The organism is Alloyangia pacifica (genome assembly GCF_003111685.1).
GTDB classification, from domain to species: domain Bacteria; phylum Pseudomonadota; class Alphaproteobacteria; order Rhodobacterales; family Rhodobacteraceae; genus Salipiger; species Salipiger pacificus_A.
Genome location: NZ_CP022193.1, coordinates 122537 through 135290, shown reverse-complemented (window position 1 = coordinate 135290; position 12754 = coordinate 122537). Strand labels below are relative to the sequence as shown.

The following is a 12754-nucleotide window of genomic DNA, read 5'->3' as shown; positions in this document are numbered from 1 at the left end:
AGCTGGCCGGAATTAACGCTGCGCCGCGACGGGTCTGTGACCTTTACACCGACCTTGGGAAGGTGCGACATATCGTCCATTCAAAATCTGGCCGGCATACTGGGAGGTGGGTCGGTCACGAGGTGCCGCTTTGGGAGGGGCGGTCATCTCCAGCGATCCGGTCGCCTCTCGAGGAAAAGGGGCGGCCGGATCTGCGCTTTTCGCCCTTTCCCGAATGTTTCCCCTTGGCGAATGACTGTTCGGGCCGGGAAGATCGGCATCACCTCTGGCTGCGGTATGCGTGCAACACAAAACAGGTCTGCAAAGCTGACCGTTGTGCTGCAAAGCAGCATTATGTAGATATGTCCTCAAGACGCAGCGATGCGTCGGCGAGTTTCCCGGGGTTTTCTCCTCCTCCCTGAACCCCGGAAATTGGCGGCGACCCTTCTCCTCCTCCCTTGGGTCGCCGCCGCACTCCCCCTCAAGATTTCACAGACACCCATGCGGACTCTTGCGCCATGTGCCGCGGCTTTTCGAACGCGCGGGGCAAGTGGCAGTTTCTTGCCGCTTCCGGCCCGCCGATTGGCGGATGCTTGCAATGTGCACGCTGTGGCGCAGTCTGATCCTGAATGGTTTCGGGAGAGTATGGCCATTATGCAAAGACCACGTTTTCAAGCTGGTACCAGGGTTCTTGTGCAGCCGGAAAAGAGACGGCCGCAGGAAATCGGACTGGTCACGGATGGACCGATGATCGTTTCAGGTGACCCCTTCTTCAAGGTCGAGACCAGCGAGATTGCGGCGTGGTACTCGGTCGAACACATCCGCCCCTACCTGAGAGTCGTCGAATAGTCGCGGGCACGAAGCGGCGTGCTCGGACATCGCTGCGCGCGACGGCTCGCTTTGTCCGACTCGCTCAGGGTTCGCGGCGCCAGTAGCGTTGCCGTCTCGCGGAACTCAAAGGGGAGATTGCAGCCTGGTATCCAGCGTGAACCGGGTCTGCTGAACGTCGTCAAACAGCCCCTCCGCCTGAGTCGCATCGATCACCAGATTCCAGCTGAAGCGGGACACGACCGATGGAATCAGGAAGCACCCGTGCTGGGCCAAGAGGTCGTTTCCGAATGTTTGCTGGTTGCGGCTCAGCGGCGCAGGGCTGATCCAATTCGGGTTGGGGATGTCGTCAGGGTAGACGACATGGATTTTAGCCGGCGTGAGGATGCGCGCCGAGGTGAGGAAATGCGGCGCGATGTCCAGTGCCTCGAACCCCTTGTGCACCGCCACCTCGAGGCAGGCGGTCGCGGGGTCCAGCGAGGCATAGATCGCCCGGACGCCCGAGGTGTTCCACCGGCCCCCGACCCGGAAGGCGCCCTCGCCGGTGAACCATGTCCCATAGTGCTTCTTCTGGTCGATGCGCCAAAATCTGAATTCTCCGGTCCCGAGGGGCGGCGGCAGGGGCGTCATGTATAGACCCCGTACTCCATCCTGGTCAGGTATTCTTCAACGACCTCGGCTCCGGCAGAGGTTGCGACTAGGTCGATCGGACAGCGGCGCTCGAGGCCGATCGCCGGCTTGTTCATCCAGTCCACCGCGGCCGCTTCCGAGCCAAGCACCTCGATCGCCTTGCCGAAGATCTCGGCGAAGCGCCAGGCGCGACTGCTCTGCTCTCGGCTGAGCAACTCGTCCGCACCCTTGGCCTTCATGCGCTGCAGGGTTCGCACGGAAATCCCGACCGCGTTGTACAGGGCCGGGCCCTGGTCAAGGAATCCGACCGACGAAACGAGATGCAGCAGCGCTCCGGCCGGGAGCCCCTTCATCAAGACCTCATGCGCGTCGAGCGCGCTGTTGACCTTCGCGTCCATGGTCTTCTCGCCCCCGAGAAGATGGACGGCGCGGCCGATGTCGCTATCAAAGTGAATGGCTTGCATGTCATGACCCTCCATCGCGCCATATGTCGCAATATATACGACAGATGGCGCAGAATTCAAGATGGTGGCGGGGCGGCGGGAATGCCTCGAAAATGTGGGACAAAGCCCTTTGCCGAGTTCTTGCTTTGTGCTAGGAGGGGTCTCCGCCAGAAAATTCGGCGGTCACCCGGACAACCAGCGCCTGCCAGTGGACGACACGTCTCGCCCTGCTGGGCTTGCCATGTCCGGGCCACAAAAAGGGAGAACAGTCACATGGGTATTTTCAGCCGCGAACAAACCACCGCCATCGAGCGACTGCTGCAGCAGGGCGTGTCCGATTTCGACATTGCCCAGAAAGTCTGCCCCGCCGGAGAGGATCCGGAGCTGCTGCTCGAGGCCGTTTCCATGCATCGCGATCGGCACGAGAAGGCCACCTCGGCCTGAAGCCGGCAAACATCCCTATTTCAGAGCCCGCCGGAACGTTGCTCCGGCGGGCTCTTTGTTTCCGGGCGGAGCATGAAGGTGTCGGGCTCGCGCAGTGCCGGAATGGAGCCCCGGATGCCCGCCGCCTGCCAATGCCCTCCGCATCCTCTCAGCATACCCAAGCACCGTAGGCTGATGTGTCGGTGAGGACGGTTGCACGGTGATAGCGCCGTCGAGAGACGAAGCATGTGCAACGGCGCAGAGATTCCACCCGCTAGGCAAGCGAAGACAGGTAGCGGCCCCCTTGGGGGCCGCGCGATGCCGTTCTCATGGGCGGGGAGGATTAGGCAGGCAGGATCGCCTCGGCCTCGATCTCAACGCGGTAGGGTCCGATCAGCTGGGCGACCTGCAGCAGGGTGTTGGCCGGGGGATGATCAGCGAAGAAGCGCCCGTGCGCGACGGAGACCGCCTCGCAGTCCTCGGCATCGACCAGGTAAACCCGGGTGCGCACCACGTGTTCGGGTCCGGCGCCATGGGCACGCAGGGCGGCGACGATTTTGTCGAGGATATAGGTCGTCTGCGCCCCGGCGTTGCCGGGCGCGACATTGTGAGAGTCGCCATGGGTCGCCGTGGTGCCGGACACGAGGATACGGTTGCCCACTTTCACCGCGCGGCAATAGCCGGCAATCGGCTCCCATTTCGAGCCGGTGAAGACCCGGGCGCGATCGGCAAGCGCAGCATCGGCCAAGGCGGGATGGACCGGGGGGAGTTCGCTCAGGTGATGCGACAGGTCTCCGGAGGCGGTGAGGAAGGGCGGCTTGCGGTACTCGTCGCCGCAGTCGCCGGGCACCATGGTCATGCGCGCGAAGACCGCGCCGAGCTTCGCGTGATCCTCGGCGTCCAGTGAAAACCCGAACACCTGCAGGTTGTCGGCGCGGTGCTCGGCTTCGGTGATGCGGGCACCGATGATCGTCGCGGCGACCGAGGGGGTGTCGAGCACCCAGCGGGAGGCAACGTTCGACAGCGACACGCCGTGTTTCTGGCCGATCTCATGCGCCGCCGCGAGCAATTCCTGAAAGATTTCCCAGCCCCCGGCCACGTCGATGAACCGCTTGTATTTCATCCGCGACCAATCGGGGATGTCGCGCGGTTCGGGCTTGCCCAGCCATTTCTCGGAGATGAAGCCGCCGCAGAGCGTGCCATAGGCCAGCAGCTTGACCCCCCAGCGCTTGCAGAGCGCGGTCAGGGCGCCGGCGGCACGGCGGTCAACGAGGGAGAAGCTCACTTGGTTCGAGACGATTTCGATGCCCTCGGCCAGCGCCACCTCGAGATGGGCGGCGTCGAAGTTGGTCACCCCAATGGCACCGATCAACCCCTCGGCGCGCAGCGCCTCGATTTCGCGCAGGGCATCGAGCCAGCGCGGATCCTCGAAGCTCCACCAGTGGAATTGCAGCAGGTCGATGCGCTTGGTGCGCAGCCGGTCAAGGCGATCCTGAATCCCGGCGCGGACGATCTCCGGCGTCATTGGACCGGGCTCGGGGCACCACTTGGTGAAAGCGGTGACGTGCGCCATGCCGGGACGTGAGGTCAGCTCTCCGGTGATCACCTCGGCCGAGCCGTAGTGGTCGGCCATGTCAAAGCTGTCAAACCCCGCCGCGGCATAGGCCTGAAGCCGGTCAGCGGCCTTCACAGGATCGAGCGTGCTGCCGTCCTTTTCTAGGTCGGCGACCTGCCACAGGCCGCAAACGAGGCGTGCGATGTTCAGGCCCGGCGCGAGATCGACGCGCGGCAGGGCAGGGGACTTGCCGGCGGAAAGGCGGGTGTCAGGCATTTGTCTCGGTTCCTTCGGAAATCTTGGGGGCAGTGCGGGTCTTGCGCCGCCGCAGGGTGCCAGCCTCGCCGAGCAGGCCGCGCGGACGCAGCAGCAGCACGGCGCAGAGCGCGGCGCCGATCATGACGATCTGCAACGAGGCGGCGCGCGCTTGCTGCTCGGTGGGGAAGAGCGCGCTGACGGCCGAGCCGGAGACGGCCCAGATCGCCCAGACGAGAACAGCACCGAGGATCGCGCCGCGCATGTTGCCCGAACCGCCGACGATCAGCATGGTCCAGACCTGGAAGGTCAGGATCGGCAGGTAGTTGTCGGGGGCGATGAAGCCGATGAAATGGCCCTGCGCCGCGCCGCCGAGGCCCATGACGAAACCGCCGATGGCGAACGCCTGGAGCCGATAGGTCACCGGGTTCTTTCCCAGGGCACGCGCCGCCGTTTCATCCTCGCGCAGCGCCCGCAGGACGCGGCCCCAGGGGGAGCGGACGAGATGCTCGAGCGCGAGATAGCACAGCAGCACTGTGACGATCATCACCAGAAGGTTGGCGAGCGCGAAAAGGTCGGCATCGCCCTGCAGCGAGCCGAAGGGGCGGGGGATGAAGCCGACGCCGAAGGGGCCACCGGTGAGCCCCTCGAGGTTCAGCAGCGCCAGCTGGATGACCACCGCGGCGCCGAATGTGGCGATGGCGAGATAATCCGAGCGCAGCCGCAGGGTCAGCGCACCGATGCCGAGGCACAGCAGCCCCGCGGCCAGCCCACCGCCGAGCCAGCCGACGACCATCGGAAGCTCGAAGCCGCCGATGCGTCCGTCGATCGGCGGGGTGGTCAGGATTGCCGAGACATAGGCGCCCACGGCGACAAAACCCGCGACGCCGACGTTGAAGAGGCCCGTCTGACCCCATTGAAGGTTCAGCCCGAGGCAGATGACCGCATAGGTCAGCGCCATGGTCAGGAAGAAGGCGGCGTAAGAGAGCAGGTCGATCATGCGGTGACCTTTCCGAAGATGCCCTGCGGGCGCAGCAGCAGGACTGCGACGAGGATGACGAAGGACACGGCCGCGCGCCATTCCGCGCCGATGAGTTGCACAGTCAGCGCCTCGGCCAGCCCGACGATCAACCCGGCCAGCATGGCGCCCGGAACCGAGCCGATGCCTCCGAGGATCGCCGCGGCGAAGAGCGGCAGAAGCAGGTCATGCCCCATGGTGGGCCGGATTTGCACCACCACGCCGGACATGATCCCAGCCACCGCGGCGAGCGCCGCGCCGAGCACCCAAACCATGCGGATCACCGCGCGGGTGTCGATGCCGACCAGCGCCGATAGCTGCGGATCCTCCGAGACCGCGCGCATCGAGCGGCCTGCGGCGGTGCGGGTCAGTAACAGGTGCACGAGCACCACGAGCACCACCCCAAGCGCCACGACCAGCAGCTGGTCGGGGGTGGCGCGCAGGCCGGGCAGGATCTCGCGGCTGATCTGCAGGGCGTTCGAAAAGTACTTCGGACTCGAGGTATAGGCGAACTCCAGCAGGTTGCGCAGCGCCAGCGCCGCGCCGAAGGAGGCCATCACGAGAATGATTGTCACCGCGCCCGAGCGGCGCAGCCGTCCGAAGAGCAGCCAGTCGACCGCAAGCGTCAGCGCGGCGGTCAGCAGGATCGACCCGGCCATGGCAATGGGCACCGACCAGCCGAAGCTGAACGGCCCCAGCGGGGTGCCCAGCCCGGGCAGCAGCGCCCCGAGCGCCCCGCTGACCGTCAGCGCGAGGTAGGCGCCCCAGCTCAACAGCTCGCCGTGCGCGAAATTCGCAAAGCGCAGGATCGCGTAGGTCAGGGTCACGCCGATGGCGCCGAGGCCGATGATCGCCCCGTTGACCAGCCCATCCATGATCGGCTGCAGCATCATGCCTGTGCCTCCTTTTGGTGACCGCCGAGATAGAGGTCCGCCACGATCGGGTCATTGGCGAGCGCATCCGATGGCGCATCATGTGCCACTCGGCCTTCGACCAGAACCACGCCGCGGCTGGCGATCTCGAGCCCCGCCCGCACGTTCTGTTCCACCAGCAGGATGGTCGTGCCCTTGCCGTTGATTTCTCGCAGCCGGTCGAAGACCTCCGAGACCATCAGCGGCGACAGGCCCGCAGAGGGCTCGTCGAGGATCAGCACCTCGGGATCGATGATCAGCGCGCGTGCCACGGCCAGCATCTGCCGCTGCCCGCCCGAGAGGCCGCCCGCGCGGGTGCCGGGGCGGCGGGCGAGGTCGGGGAAGGTGTCCATCATCGCGGAGATCCGCTCTGCGCGCTCTTGCTTTGGCAGGATTTGCGCGGCGAGTTGCAGGTTCTCGCGGATGGTCATCCGGGCGAAAATGTTCTCGGTCTGCGGCACAAAGGCCAGCCCATGCCGCAGGCGCAGATGGGCGGGCAGGGCAGAGATTTCCTCGCCTTTGAGGGCGACCGAGCCGCCATGAACGGGCACCAGTCCGGCCACGGTCTTCACCAGTGTCGATTTGCCCGCGCCGTTGGGACCGAGCAGCACGACGAATTCGCCGTCCGCCACCGTCAGATCGACGCCTTTCAGGATCGACAGATCGGGCTGGTAGCCGGCCGAGAGACCGCGGACTCGCAATAGCTCGCTCATGCGGCATCCCCCAGATAGGCGCGCACCACCTCGGGATCTCGGATCACCGCGGCCGGGGCGCCCTGCGCCAGCTCGCGGCCAAGCGCCATGACCACGACGCGGGAACAGAGCTGCGCCACCATGTCCATGTTGTGCTCGATCAGCAGGATCGACACGCCCTGCGCGTTGAGGTCCACGATCCGCGCCATGATCTGCTCGAGCAGCGAGGGGTTCACCCCGGCGGCCGGCTCGTCGAGCAGGATCACCCTGGGGTCGGCCATGAGGACCCGCGCCAATTCCAGCAGCTTGCGCTGGCCGCCGGAGAGCACGCTTGCGGGTTGATCGACCAGATGGGTGAGCAACAGGAAATCGATGATGTGCCGGGCCTTCTCCAGCGCCCGCGCTTCGTCACGGCGCGAGGCACCGATGCGGAAAGTGGCGCCGAAGACGCTTTCGCCGCTCTGCTTCTGCGCGCCGCAAAGGACGTTTTCGAGCACGCTCATCCGGGGGAAGGGGCGGGGGATTTGAAAAGTCCGGCCCAGCCCGCGGCCAAGGCGCTTCTCGGCGCCCTCGGCGGTCACGTCGGTGCCCATGAGTTCGATCCGCCCCGCAGATGGGGGCAACGAGCCGGCGAGCATGTTGAACATCGTGGTCTTGCCCGCCCCGTTCGGCCCGATCAGGCCCAGCAGTTCGCCTGGGGCCAGCGAGAGGGACATGTCGTCCACCGCCTGGATTCCCTGGAACCTGCGGCAAAGGCCATGCGCCGAGAGGACCGCGCCTCGGGTCGTATCCATTCCAATTTCCCTGTGGCCGCCGAGACCGGCGTTGCGCTCGGCGGAATTATATCTTTGATCAAAGATTATTGACACGGATCTCGGATGCAAGCCAAAAACGTCTGAACGGCACGGCGAGGACAGATGAGCGACACCGAAACGGACGACATGACGGTTCCAGGGCTCGGCCGCGTGGGGCGCGCGTCGCTGCAGCAGCGCGTCTACGAGGAGCTGACCAAATCGCTGATCCACGGGGCCTTTGCCGCGGGACAGGTGCTCCGCATGCAGGCCGTGGCCGACACGCTGGGCGTGTCGATCATGCCGGTGCGCGAGGCACTTGGCCGGCTGGGGACGGAAGGCGCGCTCGAGGTCATGCCGAACCGCTCGACCCGGGTGCCGCTGATCACCGAGGCGCGACTCGACGACCTCTCGCGCGCCCGCTGCCTCATCGAGGGCGAGCTGGTGCGCCTTGCCGCGGCGCAGATTGCGCCCGAAACGATCGGTCTGCTGCGGCAGCAGACGCAGGCCTGCGAGGACGCGTTTGTGCGGCTCGCTCCCGAGCATGCCACCGAGACTTCGGTGCTTAACCATGAGTTCCACTTCACGATCTATCGCGCTGCCGGCTCTGACGTGTTGCTGCCCATCGTGCGCAGCCTTTGGATGCAGTCGGGACCTTTCGTCCGGGCCTCGGCGATCATCTACGGGCGCAACCCGTCGCTGACCGCGGTGCATCATCACTGGGCGCTGATCGCCGCGCTCGAGGCCGGAGATGCGGAGGCTGCCGTCGCCGCGCTGCATGCCGACATCACCCAATCTTTCGACCTGATCCGCGCTGACATGAAGAAGGCCCAAGATGACTGACGACAGCTTCGAACTCTGGGACCTGAAGGTCGAGGTGGTCGCCCCCGAAGGCGGGGCGATCTATTGCAATGCCAAGCCCGGCGACTGGTTCGAGCTTCGCGGAGAGATGCTGTACCTGCCGCCAGGGCAGGGGTTCTCGGTCTACTCGCTGGCCTCTGTCCTGCCGCTGCTCGCGGCAAAGCAGCGCCAGACCCACCCCAACGACTGGATGAGCACCGACGCCGAAGTGGCCTGCCCGGACCCCAACTGCTCGACCCGGCTGCGTATCACCCGGATCGGCAAGCGGCAGTTCAGCCATGCCGAGACCACCGCCGTCCCGCTGCCCAAGGAGAGATGACATGACCCTGCCGCGCACCACACTGGCCCCCGGCTACGAGATTTCCCGCGTGATCCGCGGTGGCTGGCAGCTGGCCGGTGGCCATGGCCAGATCGACCGCGCCGAGGCGGTGGAGGATCTGATCGCCGCCGCAGAGGCCGGCATCACCACCTTCGACTGCGCCGACATCTACACCGGCGTCGAGGAGATCATCGGCGCCTTCCGTGCCGAATATGCCAATCGTCATGGAGCCGAGGCGCTGTCGCGGATTCGCGTGCATACCAAATGCGTGCCCGATCTCGACAAGCTTGGCCGGCTGACCCGGCCCATTCTGCGCGAAACCGTGGCCCGCTCGGCGACGCGGCTCGGCGTGCAGCGCCTCGATCTCGTGCAGTTCCACTGGTGGGACTATGCGCAGGGCGACTGGCTGCAGGCGGCGCATTGGCTCAAGGAATTCCAGGACGAGGGGCTGATCCAGCTTCTCTCCGGCACCAACTTCGACACCGACCACGTGGCAGCCATGTTCGATGCGGGCATTCGGCTGGCGACGCTGCAGACGCAATATTCCCTGCTCGATCGCCGCCCCGAGAAGCGGATGGCGGGGTTGGCGGCCGAGAGGGGGATGCAGTTCCTCTGCTACGGCACCGTCGCGGGCGGCTTCCTGTCCGACCGCTGGCTTGGCCAGCCCGACCCCGAGGGCGAGATGGAGAACCGCTCGCTGACCAAATACCACCTGATCATCCAGGACTTCGGCGGCTGGGACCTCTTCCAGAGCCTCTTGGAAACTCTGCGCACCATCGCCGACGCCCATGGCTGCGACGTGGCGACCGTGGCCTCTGCTGCGGTGCTGACCCGGCCGCAGGTCGCCGGCGTCATCGTCGGCGCGCGCAACCGCAGCCACCTCGCGGCAAACCTGCAGGTCGGTGAGGTCACGCTGAGCGCCGCCGACACGGCCGCGATCGACACAGTGCTGGCGCAGGCCCGTCAGCTCGAGGGCGATGTCTACACGCTCGAGCGCGACCGCCATGGCCGCCACGGCTCGATCATGAAATACAACCTCAACAAAGAAGAGGCCTGAGCCTCCGATCCCAGCCCGGAACGGGCGCCTTCCAACAGGAGCATCCTGAAATGAAACATCTTCTTCTTGCCTCCGCTGCGGCCGCCGCCCTGGCGACCGGGGCCATGGCCCAAGATTGCGAGGTCGAGGTCGGCATGGTCATGGAACTGACCGGCCCGGCTGGCGTCTACGGTCAGGCCGGGGCAAAGGCCGTGGACATGGCCTTCCGCGACATCAACGACGCCGGCGGCGTGCTGGGCTGCAAGATCACCTCGGACACCCGCGACAGCCAGAGCCAGGGCAACGTCGCCGTTGATCAAGCGACGCAGCTCGTCAACATCGGCAAGGTGCCGGTGCTGATCGGCGGAATCATCTCTTCGGTCTCGATCCCGATCCTGACCTCGGTCACCGGGCCTGCGGGCGTGGTGCAGGTCTCGCCGGCCTCGTCCTCGCCGACGCTGACGCAGCTCGGCCAGGACGGCAAGACCGGCGGCTACTTCTTCCGCACCATCACCTCGGATGCACTGCAGGGCACCGCGGCGGCGCAATACGCCATCGACCAAGGTCTGAACAAGCTCGCCATCATCCACGTGAACAACGATTTCGGCGTCAACATGATGCGGGAGTTCAAGAAGGCCTATGAGGCCCTCGGCGGCGAGATCACCTCGGTCACGCCCTACAACGAGAAGCAGGCGAACTACTCCTCGGAAGCGACCGCGGCACTCAAGGGCGATCCCGAAAGCCTCTACCTGATCTCTTACCCGGTGGATGGCGCGACCATTGCGCGGGCATGGATTTCCTCCGGCGGGCCGCAAAGTTTCCTGCTGAACGACGGCATGAACTCGTCGGATTTTATCAGCGCGGTCGGGGCGCAATACCTCGACGGCGCCTACGGCACCTCGTCGGGGACCTCCGAGACGGCGTCGACCACCTATTTCTACGACAATTTTGCTGAGTTCTCCGGCGGCATCGCGCCCGATGCGCCGGCGGCGGACCGCTCCTATGATGCCGGCGCCATCGTCGCGCTGGCCATCGCGCAGGCGGGAGAGGCCTCGGCCGATGCGATCCGCGACGCGATCCCGCAGGTCACGGGCACCGAGGGCGAGCCGATCTACGCTGGTCCCGAGGAGTTCAAGAAGGCGCTCGAGCTGATCAAGGCCGGCGAGAAGATCCGCTACGAAGGCGTGATCGGCCCGGTGGTCTTTGACCAGTATGGCGATATCACCGGCCCGTTCCGCCTGTGGAAGATCACCGATGGCGAGGTGGTGACCTCCGGCACGATGTCGCCGGAAGAGGTTGCGCAGGTGAAGTCCGCGATCAGCGAGTAAGCCGCCCTCGACAACAAGAAACGCCCCGGTCTTGCCCGGGGCGTTTTTGCATGTGGCCTGGTGCGGGCCTTGATTTGCGCGAGGGCCCCGGGCCGCCGCGGCCTTGGCCATCGTGCGGCCCGGCGCAGACCAAGCGCGTGCCTGTGTGCCGGGCGAAAGCCGTGGCACATTGCGGGCGGATCAGTCCGCCAGCGGCGGAGTTTGTCGGCGCATGGCGATGCCGAAGGAAAAGAGCAGCATCAGCGCAGTGAAGCCGTAGATCACCAGCGCGATGGGGCTTTGCAGCAGGATGCCGAAGTCTCCCCCCGAAATCGACAGCGCCCGGCGCAGGTTGTTCTCCATATCGGCGCCAAGCAGCAGCCCGAGCACCACTGGCACCAACGAGATCTCGAACTTGCGCAGGGCGTAGCCGAGCAGGCCAAAGCCGATCATCACGAAGAGATCGAAGCTCGAATGGCTGATCGAATAGATCCCGATGAAGCTGACCATCACGACGATCGGCATCAGCAGCCACTGCGGCAGCGACAGCAGGCGGGTGAAGATGCCCACCATCGGCACGTTGAGCATTAGCAGCACGAGGTTGGCAAGATAGAGCGCCGCGATCAGGCCCCAGACGAGGTCCGGCTGGCGCTCGAAGAGCAATGGGCCGGGCTGGATGTTGAGAGAGACGAGCAGCGCCAGCATCACCGCCGTTGTACCGGAGCCGGGCACGCCCAGCGTCAGCATCGGGATGAGCGCGCCGCCGGAAGCCGCGTTGTTGCCTGCCTCCGGCGCGGCGATGCCGCGCGGGTCGCCGGTGCCGAAGGTCCCGTTCTTGTCGCTGATCTGCTTTTCGGTGCTGTAGGAGACGAAAGCCCCGAGCGAGGCACCGGCGCCTGGCAGAACGCCGCAGACGAAGCCGATCACCGAGCCGCGCAGCGCAGCGGGGAAACCCTCGAAGACCTCGCGCAGCCGGGGCAGGGCGCGGCCGAGCTTGGCGGGCCCGGCACCAGAGGTGGCGTGGCTCTCGAAATACATGATGATCTCGCTGACCGCGAAAAGGCCGACGATGGCGACGATGGGATCGAAGCCATCATAGAGGTGGTACGACCCGAAGGTGTAGCGCGCCGTTCCGGTGGCCGGATCGAGCCCAACGCTGGCCAGCAGCAGACCCAGCACCGCCGCGAGCAGCGTCTTGAAGGGGTTCACCCCGGTCACCCCGCCGATGGTGGCAAAGGCCATCACGTAGAGCGCGAAGTAATCCGCCGGCCCGAAGTGGATCGCCGCCTTTGCCAGCAGTGGCGCGAAGAAGGTCAGCCCGAGCGTCGCCAGGGTCGCGCCGGTGAAGGATGCCACTGCGGAAATGCCAAGGGCCTTGGCCGCCTGCCCCTTTCGGGCCATGGGGTAGCCGTCGAGCGTGGTCATGATCGCGGGCTCGTCGCCGGGGATGTTGAGCATGATCGAGCTGATCCGACCGCCGTACATGCACCCATAGTAGATACAGGACAGCATGATCAGCGCCGAGCCGGGCTCGAGCTTCATTGCGAAGGCGACGGGGATCAGGATCGCGACACCGTTCACCGGGCCGAGTCCGGGCAGCGCGCCGATCAGCGTGCCGGCGAAGCAGCCGAAAACCGCGAGCGCGAGGTTGAGCGGCGTCACGGCGACGGCAAAGCCGCCAATGAGGGAGGTCAAGATGTCCATGA

The 12754-nt window shown here is 65.8% G+C and carries 13 protein-coding genes; 5 read left to right on the top strand and 8 right to left on the bottom strand.

Annotated elements, in window-relative coordinates:
• Positions 1-933 precede the first annotated feature (933 nt).
• Both CEW88_RS23135 and parS read right to left on the bottom strand, forming a co-directional pair.
• On the bottom strand, positions 934-1437 hold the full coding sequence (locus CEW88_RS23135; protein WP_108970745.1) for an RES family NAD+ phosphorylase: 504 nt from the start codon (positions 1435-1437) through the stop codon (positions 934-936).
• The gene (parS, locus tag CEW88_RS23130; protein WP_108970744.1) at positions 1434-1901 is read right to left on the bottom strand and encodes a type II RES/Xre toxin-antitoxin system antitoxin; all 468 of its coding nucleotides are present in this window, start codon (positions 1899-1901) and stop codon (positions 1434-1436) included. Before parS ends, CEW88_RS23135 begins: the two co-directional genes overlap by 4 nt.
• Before the next feature lie 252 nt (positions 1902-2153).
• Between parS and CEW88_RS24780 the strand changes: the two genes are divergently transcribed.
• Positions 2154-2324 (top strand): hypothetical protein, encoded by a 171-nt coding sequence (locus CEW88_RS24780; RefSeq protein WP_193989112.1) that lies wholly within the window; start codon positions 2154-2156, stop codon positions 2322-2324.
• Between the two features lie 322 nt (positions 2325-2646).
• Here the strand turns inward: CEW88_RS24780 and CEW88_RS23125 are convergent, their stop codons facing one another.
• The 5 genes from CEW88_RS23125 to CEW88_RS23105 are packed head-to-tail and all read right to left on the bottom strand — an operon-like array spanning position 2647 to position 7528.
• Entirely contained in the window at positions 2647-4134 is a 1488-nt protein-coding gene (locus CEW88_RS23125; RefSeq protein WP_108970743.1) for an aldo/keto reductase, read from the bottom strand.
• Positions 4127-5113: a branched-chain amino acid ABC transporter permease gene (locus tag CEW88_RS23120; protein ID WP_108970742.1), complete on the bottom strand. Its 987-nt coding sequence runs from the start codon at positions 5111-5113 to the stop codon at positions 4127-4129. The genes CEW88_RS23125 and CEW88_RS23120 overlap by 8 nt, the downstream gene beginning before the upstream one ends.
• A complete protein-coding gene (locus CEW88_RS23115) occupies positions 5110-6024 on the bottom strand; it encodes a branched-chain amino acid ABC transporter permease (RefSeq protein ID WP_108970741.1) in 915 nt (304 codons plus the stop codon). Before CEW88_RS23115 ends, CEW88_RS23120 begins: the two co-directional genes overlap by 4 nt.
• Entirely contained in the window at positions 6021-6755 is a 735-nt protein-coding gene (locus tag CEW88_RS23110; protein WP_108970740.1) for an ABC transporter ATP-binding protein, read from the bottom strand. Before CEW88_RS23110 ends, CEW88_RS23115 begins: the two co-directional genes overlap by 4 nt.
• On the bottom strand, positions 6752-7528 hold the full coding sequence (locus tag CEW88_RS23105; RefSeq protein WP_108970739.1) for an ABC transporter ATP-binding protein: 777 nt from the start codon (positions 7526-7528) through the stop codon (positions 6752-6754). Before CEW88_RS23105 ends, CEW88_RS23110 begins: the two co-directional genes overlap by 4 nt.
• A gap of 123 nt (positions 7529-7651) precedes the next feature.
• Here CEW88_RS23105 and CEW88_RS23100 point away from each other — a divergent pair, with 123 nt between their 5' ends.
• Genes CEW88_RS23100 through CEW88_RS23085 form a run of 4 tightly spaced genes read left to right on the top strand, consistent with a single transcriptional unit; the run spans position 7652 to position 11069 of the window.
• Entirely contained in the window at positions 7652-8368 is a 717-nt protein-coding gene (locus CEW88_RS23100) for a GntR family transcriptional regulator (protein ID WP_108970738.1), read from the top strand.
• On the top strand, positions 8361-8705 hold the full coding sequence (locus CEW88_RS23095; protein ID WP_108970737.1) for a TIGR04076 family protein: 345 nt from the start codon (positions 8361-8363) through the stop codon (positions 8703-8705). The genes CEW88_RS23100 and CEW88_RS23095 overlap by 8 nt, the downstream gene beginning before the upstream one ends.
• Before the next feature lies 1 nt (position 8706).
• Positions 8707-9762 carry an aldo/keto reductase gene (locus CEW88_RS23090; protein ID WP_193989111.1) on the top strand — a complete coding sequence of 352 codons (1056 nt, stop codon included), beginning with the start codon at positions 8707-8709 and terminating at the stop codon, positions 9760-9762.
• Between the two features lie 50 nt (positions 9763-9812).
• Positions 9813-11069 carry an ABC transporter substrate-binding protein gene (locus tag CEW88_RS23085; protein WP_108970736.1) on the top strand — a complete coding sequence of 419 codons (1257 nt, stop codon included), beginning with the start codon at positions 9813-9815 and terminating at the stop codon, positions 11067-11069.
• Positions 11070-11249: 180 nt separating this feature from the next.
• Here the strand turns inward: CEW88_RS23085 and CEW88_RS23080 are convergent, their stop codons facing one another.
• Complete coding sequence (locus CEW88_RS23080) at positions 11250-12752, bottom strand: tripartite tricarboxylate transporter permease (RefSeq protein ID WP_108970735.1); 1503 nt, start codon at positions 12750-12752, stop codon at positions 11250-11252.
• Positions 12753-12754 lie beyond the last annotated feature (2 nt).

What these genes read in the sequence shown, in the direction of transcription:
- CEW88_RS23135 (WP_108970745.1), bottom strand. Translation starts at nt 1,437, where the DNA reads ATGACGCCCCTGCCGCCGCCCCTCGGGACCGGAGAATTCAGATTTTGG.
- parS (WP_108970744.1), bottom strand. Translation starts at nt 1,901, where the DNA reads ATGCAAGCCATTCACTTTGATAGCGACATCGGCCGCGCCGTCCATCTT.
- CEW88_RS24780 (WP_193989112.1), top strand. Translation starts at nt 2,154, where the DNA reads ATGGGTATTTTCAGCCGCGAACAAACCACCGCCATCGAGCGACTGCTG.
- CEW88_RS23125 (WP_108970743.1), bottom strand. Translation starts at nt 4,134, where the DNA reads ATGCCTGACACCCGCCTTTCCGCCGGCAAGTCCCCTGCCCTGCCGCGC.
- CEW88_RS23120 (WP_108970742.1), bottom strand. Translation starts at nt 5,113, where the DNA reads ATGATCGACCTGCTCTCTTACGCCGCCTTCTTCCTGACCATGGCGCTG.
- CEW88_RS23115 (WP_108970741.1), bottom strand. Translation starts at nt 6,024, where the DNA reads ATGATGCTGCAGCCGATCATGGATGGGCTGGTCAACGGGGCGATCATC.
- CEW88_RS23110 (WP_108970740.1), bottom strand. Translation starts at nt 6,755, where the DNA reads ATGAGCGAGCTATTGCGAGTCCGCGGTCTCTCGGCCGGCTACCAGCCC.
- CEW88_RS23105 (WP_108970739.1), bottom strand. Translation starts at nt 7,528, where the DNA reads ATGGATACGACCCGAGGCGCGGTCCTCTCGGCGCATGGCCTTTGCCGC.
- CEW88_RS23100 (WP_108970738.1), top strand. Translation starts at nt 7,652, where the DNA reads ATGAGCGACACCGAAACGGACGACATGACGGTTCCAGGGCTCGGCCGC.
- CEW88_RS23095 (WP_108970737.1), top strand. Translation starts at nt 8,361, where the DNA reads ATGACTGACGACAGCTTCGAACTCTGGGACCTGAAGGTCGAGGTGGTC.
- CEW88_RS23090 (WP_193989111.1), top strand. Translation starts at nt 8,707, where the DNA reads ATGACCCTGCCGCGCACCACACTGGCCCCCGGCTACGAGATTTCCCGC.
- CEW88_RS23085 (WP_108970736.1), top strand. Translation starts at nt 9,813, where the DNA reads ATGAAACATCTTCTTCTTGCCTCCGCTGCGGCCGCCGCCCTGGCGACC.
- CEW88_RS23080 (WP_108970735.1), bottom strand. Translation starts at nt 12,752, where the DNA reads ATGGACATCTTGACCTCCCTCATTGGCGGCTTTGCCGTCGCCGTGACG.